The organism is Deltaproteobacteria bacterium (assembly GCA_026712905.1).
GTDB lineage: Bacteria > Desulfobacterota > Binatia > UBA9968 > JAJDTQ01 > JAJDTQ01.
Genome location: JAPOPM010000186.1, coordinates 1 through 5,009 on the forward strand (window position 1 = coordinate 1; position 5,009 = coordinate 5,009).

The following is a 5,009-nucleotide window of genomic DNA, read 5'->3' on the forward strand; positions in this document are numbered from 1 at the left end:
CATGGCCTCAGTGCGTCTGCGCCGCGCTCCCTGGCCTGAAATGGCCGGTGAAACAAGTCTATCTCGATGCCCTGAAGCCGGGTTTTCCATCGAATCACTCACAGACCCTCAAATCCAGGCGTTTTTCCACGGCCTGCTAGGAAGAGGAGGACCTACGATGACGACATTGAGACCTGAGCTACTGGACGAGTTGCTGACGGACTACGAGAAGCCGGAGGACCTGCTGGGAGAGGAGGGGCTGTTCAAGGAGCTCAGGAAGGCGCTGTTGGAGCGAGCGCTGGGGGCGGAGTTGAGCGAGCACCTGGGCTACGAGAAGGGGGATCCGGCCGGGCGAGGCACGGGCAACAGCCGCAACGGGCATTCGGACAAGACGGTACTGACCGAGGACGGGGAGGTGGACTTGGCGGTGCCTCGGGACCGCAACGGCAGTTTCGAGCCGGTGATCGTGCCCAAGGGGGAGCGGCGTCTTGAGGGTTTCGACGACCGCATCGTGTCGCTGTACGCGCGCGGCATGACGGTGCGCGAGATCCGGGGTCACCTGGAGGAGCTTTACGGGGTTGAGGTATCGCCGGACCTGATCAGCCGGATTACTGAGGTGGTCCCACATCGTTGGACAGGAAGGCGGCAGAAATAAGGTGTATTCCGAAGTGATCGATCATGCCGCCCGGGTCCTGTTTAACACGTCCTGCTGTTCGGGCAGAGCCGGCCTCTGGACCCGGTCTATCCGGTGGTGTTCTTCGACGCGCTACGGGTCAAGATCCGCGACGAAGGCCTGGTGCGCAACAAGGCGGTCTACCTCGCCCTGGCGATCACCTCGGAAGGCGACAAGGAGGTACTGGCGCTGTGGATCGAGCAGACCGAGGGGGCCAAGTTCTGGCTCAAGGTGATGAACGAGCTCCAGGCCCGCGGCCTGCACGATATCCTGATCGCGGTGGTGGACGGGCTCACGGGCTTCCCTGACGCCATCGGTACGGTGTCCTGGTGCATCACAGCGACCGGGGCCAGTACTTGTCGATTCGCTACACCGAGCGTCTGGCTGACGCCGGGATCGAGCCGTCGGTGGGCCGCGTCGGGGATTCCTACGACAATGCCCTGGCCGAGTCCATCATCGGTTTGTACAAGACCGAGGTGATCCGTCAACGCGGCCCCTGGCGCCACCTCGAAGCGGTCGAGGTCGCCACCCTCGAATGGGTCGACTGGTTCAACCACCGCCGACTCCTCGAAGGCATCGGCTATGTGCCGCCGGCAGAACTCGAAGACACGTACTATCAGCAGTGCGATGAGTCGACCCTGGTGGACTGACTCACAGAAATCCGTCTCCGGTAAACCCGGGGCGGTTCACTTCTCTTCCCTCGACACCCAGCGCCTTCTCCTTCCAACCCGCATCCCCTCCAGCAAAGACCTCCCGTACCTCGCCCACAACTCCCTTCCCGCTTCCCGCGATTCCCTATGCGTCATCGGCTCCCTCCTCCCGCCAAATACCCCACCAAAACTCTTTTCCATGCTCAGGTGAGGTGGTCTTCTCGCACCGTTTACAGGGTAAGTTGGGATATACCTAGAAAATACTATCCCGCTCACGCAACATACGCTTAACACACCTGAATGTGCTCAGTGTCGCCGTCTGTCAGAATATGGTGAATGGGCCGTTTTTGCGGAGGGGGCGACCGTGTATGAAACCGTTGGCGGAGAGATTCCACAACCGCACGAGGGCAGCGCGGAACAAAATTTCTGCGAAGGCCATAACAAGGTCCCGTGTGGCCCCCTGTATAGTAACGGCCCAGCGGCATGACGTGGGCACTGCGCGAGGCCGGCGCGCCACGACCGGCTCCCTCAAGATCGGCAGGCTCCCCACAACGGCCTGAGCCCCGCGCCGAGCGTTCCCGCCCCCGCTCTTCCCTTCTCCTCCCCGCCTTGGCGTTGCGGCTAGGCCTGTTCGGGCCCGCTCTCCGACGCGACGCTGTCCCAACTCGTTGTGAGCGCCGACCTCTCGGGCTCCATTTGTCTCGACCCGTCGTGGCTGAACCCGGCGAACTTCTCGATGCGGGAGAAGGGAAAGACGGGCGCGACAACGCTCGAAGCGTTGAGCGGACGGTGGATACGTCAAGGGAGTGCAGAATGAAAATCACCATGGCGATTCCGATGTTGTGCGGGTTATTGGTTGGGGGGGTTCTTCTCTCCGGTTGCGGGGGCGGGAGCGCGCAAGCGCCGCCGAGGGTGCAAACGTCGCCGACGCCCGATCCGGCACTGGCGGTGGCGAAGACGGCCGCAATGAATGCGGCGGCTGCTGCTGCTGCGGCGGCCGGGGAGGCGGAGGCGGCGGTCATGGCCCAGGAGGCCAACAGGTTTGCGGACCCGGATTCGTACGGATACGCGTGGGCGGCGTCCATGCGCGCCAGGAGGGCCGCCGTGGCTGCCGCGAACGCTGCGGATCGGACCGCGGTGACGAATACGTTGGCAAGCGCGCAGAGACAACGAGACATCGCTCTGGCAAAGCGCTCTGAGGCCGAGACCGAGCGAGACGAAGCCGTGAAGTACGCCGACATGGTGCGAAGGGCGCACAATCCCTCCACCCCGATGGAGAGGGATGCCTTGGTCAGCGCCGCCGCCGCGGCAGCCAGGCAGGCGGAGGACGCATGGCTGGCTGCGCTGGCGGCGGTGGCCGAGGTCCGGCTGGACAAGCATGCCGATCTGGACAGTTACAGGAACGCCCAGCGTTATGCTCATGAGGAGGCCGGGGGAGCCCGCCGGGAGGCGGCGGAGGCTGCCGAAAATGTCCGGTTGGCAACGACCCACTCAGAGGCCAACCGACAGACGGAGAAGGCTGACGACCAACTGAAGAGAGCGCAAGAGGCCCTGAGGTTCGTCAGGGAGTTCGTCGCCGGGGTAAGAACGGCCAGCCGGGATCCGGCGTACGTCCGCCCTCCGGTGGTGTCGGCGCCCGTATTCGACCATGACGGCCGTATGAACATCGGCTCCTTGCCTCCGCCTCCTGCCGGCGGGTTCGAAAGGGCGGGGGAGCGCGGCGGAGCGAGCCTGTCGACGGGGTCGGTGCGCGACGGCGCGACCGCCGAAGACGTCCTCGCGTATCTGCACTGGACGACGACGGTCCGATATGACACTGGAGAACGAATTGTAGGACTCCCGTCGTTTCCGGAGCCGCCGCTCGTCCGTCTCGTCGAGGGAACGAACCGAAGATTCGCGGACCTCGCGACGCGCGCCGTCGAGATCGTCAACGCCGCCCTGCCCTACGAGAAACGGCTTCAACTCGACCAGCGGCCCACGCCCGCACCGGGCAACACCCATCTCGACCCGCTCCCGGATGAGTTTATCGTCATCGAGTTCGCCCCGCCCGAGGAATGGCCGTATCGCTTTGACGTTTATCCAGCCGGCGCCACGTTCGCCCAGCACTACTTCGTGGGGAGTCGGTCAAGCCAGCGGTACGAACATCAGTATGCAGGCTCTTCTCACATACTGTTCAACACTCTTCACGCGCCGACCCTTTCGGATGCGTCAATCGTCCACGTCCTGGTTCATGAACTGCTCCATGCCTTCGGCTTCGGCACCCATACCGATCCGGAGCGTTTCCCCCGCTCAACGCTGAATGCCGGCATTGGCCCCCTTCCGCACCCGCACATCCTCAGTCCGGTGGATCGAGACGCCCTGTTCGCAGCCTATGCCAGGTTCGAGCCCGGCGCCATGCCGGAAGACATGACGGCGGAGGGGTTCGGGCCTTGGGAGGAGACGTCCTTTCACGTCCGGGGGGAGTTGGATCTCGCCGGCTCGGAGGCAGATGTTTCCTTCGGCGTCTCCTTGAGGAACGGCCTGGCCCGGCCCTGGGCTTCGGGATCTGTTCCGGGAACTGAGCTCGCGGACACCCGGTCGCTGGCGGGTAGCGCAACCTGGAGCGGCGCGCTCCTGGCATCTCGCGGCCGCTGGGAAAGACGGTCGCCGGGGACGCGCGGCTGGTCGTCGATCTGGCGACTATGGACGGTGATCTCGACTTTACCAACCTGGAGCAGTGGGGCGTTCGTGCCGCGCCGGGTGCGGCCGGCTCCGGCGTGAGATGGGGCGATGGTGATCTCGAGTACACGATACGCGTGAGCGGCAACGGCTTCGTTCGGACCGACGGCGATGCCGGCGACGTAAAGGGGGCTTTTTTCGGGCGCGGGCACGAGGGAATGGGCGGCGTGCTGGAACGCCGCGATTTGGCCGCCGGGTTTGGCGGAGAGCAATGAACCGAGGATCCGGGCAGGGAGAGAACGATACGTTGAACCGGCACCCTCCGCGGAATGTCGTGTCGCAGGGAAAGCGCGGTCCATGTAGCTCGGGCACGGGAAAATCGTAAGCGCACCGCTTCGCGCGTCGCTGGCGGCTCACCCCGGACTCTGTCTTCGATCTTGTAGGGTTGCGCGATCCGTGTCAGACTGGATCAGTATTCGTTCGCGAAAGAATGTTTTCCGAACATGAGTCAATGAGTGTTGAGCAGTACCGGCATCGGTGTTGCAACAGTGTTCAATCGACGCGTTAGCTCCAAGCTCCTTCAACCGTCCGTTTGCGAGCAAGCTCCGGCGTCTGCGCCACTGCCTCGCGCGCTAAACATGGTGAGATTTCCGCCCAAGGGCAAAGGGGGGCGCGAGAGGGCCAAAGAATGCGAATCCGGGCGTTGCGGCGGGCGGGTTGCACGGGCCTTCGCTTTCCGGTCATGACGGGATGGTGCCATGGCGCTGAGCGAACAAGTGCTGGAGGTGATCGCCCGGGTGACGCCCGAGGAGCTGGCGGAGACGTGCCGCTGGTGCGAGTTCGGAGACCGCGTGCAGTTGCTGAGCGACTTGACGGAGGGCCGCGTGAGCGCGATATCCCTGGACGGGAAGCGAACGGTCTACATGCGCGAATACGCGAGGCGGCGGTGTCGAGAGGACCCTGAGTTTCGGCGCCAACGGCTTGGGAGACAGGCGGAGTGGAGGGAGAAGAACCCGGAGAAGATCCGGGAGTACAACCAAAGGTACCAC

Annotated in this window: 3 protein-coding genes and 2 pseudogenes; all 5 read left to right on the forward strand. The window is 64.1% G+C overall.

Translation table 11 applies throughout. From position 1 onward, the window contains the following. The first annotated feature begins 157 nt into the window (after positions 1–157). Positions 158–967: pseudogene (locus tag OXF11_15440) on the forward strand (IS256 family transposase). Between the two features lie 11 nt (positions 968–978). After that, positions 979–1,302 (forward strand): annotated as a pseudogene (locus OXF11_15445) (integrase core domain-containing protein). An 813-nt stretch (positions 1,303–2,115) separates the two neighbouring features. Beyond that, complete coding sequence (locus OXF11_15450) at positions 2,116–4,062, forward strand: hypothetical protein (GenBank protein ID MCY4488486.1); 1,947 nt, start codon at positions 2,116–2,118, stop codon at positions 4,060–4,062. Between the two features lie 35 nt (positions 4,063–4,097). Further along, complete coding sequence (locus tag OXF11_15455; protein MCY4488487.1) at positions 4,098–4,235, forward strand: hypothetical protein; 138 nt, start codon at positions 4,098–4,100, stop codon at positions 4,233–4,235. 483 nt (positions 4,236–4,718) lie between these two features. Then, positions 4,719–5,009, forward strand: a 291-nt coding sequence (locus OXF11_15460) for a hypothetical protein (protein ID MCY4488488.1), incomplete at its 3' end; no start/stop codon positions are given.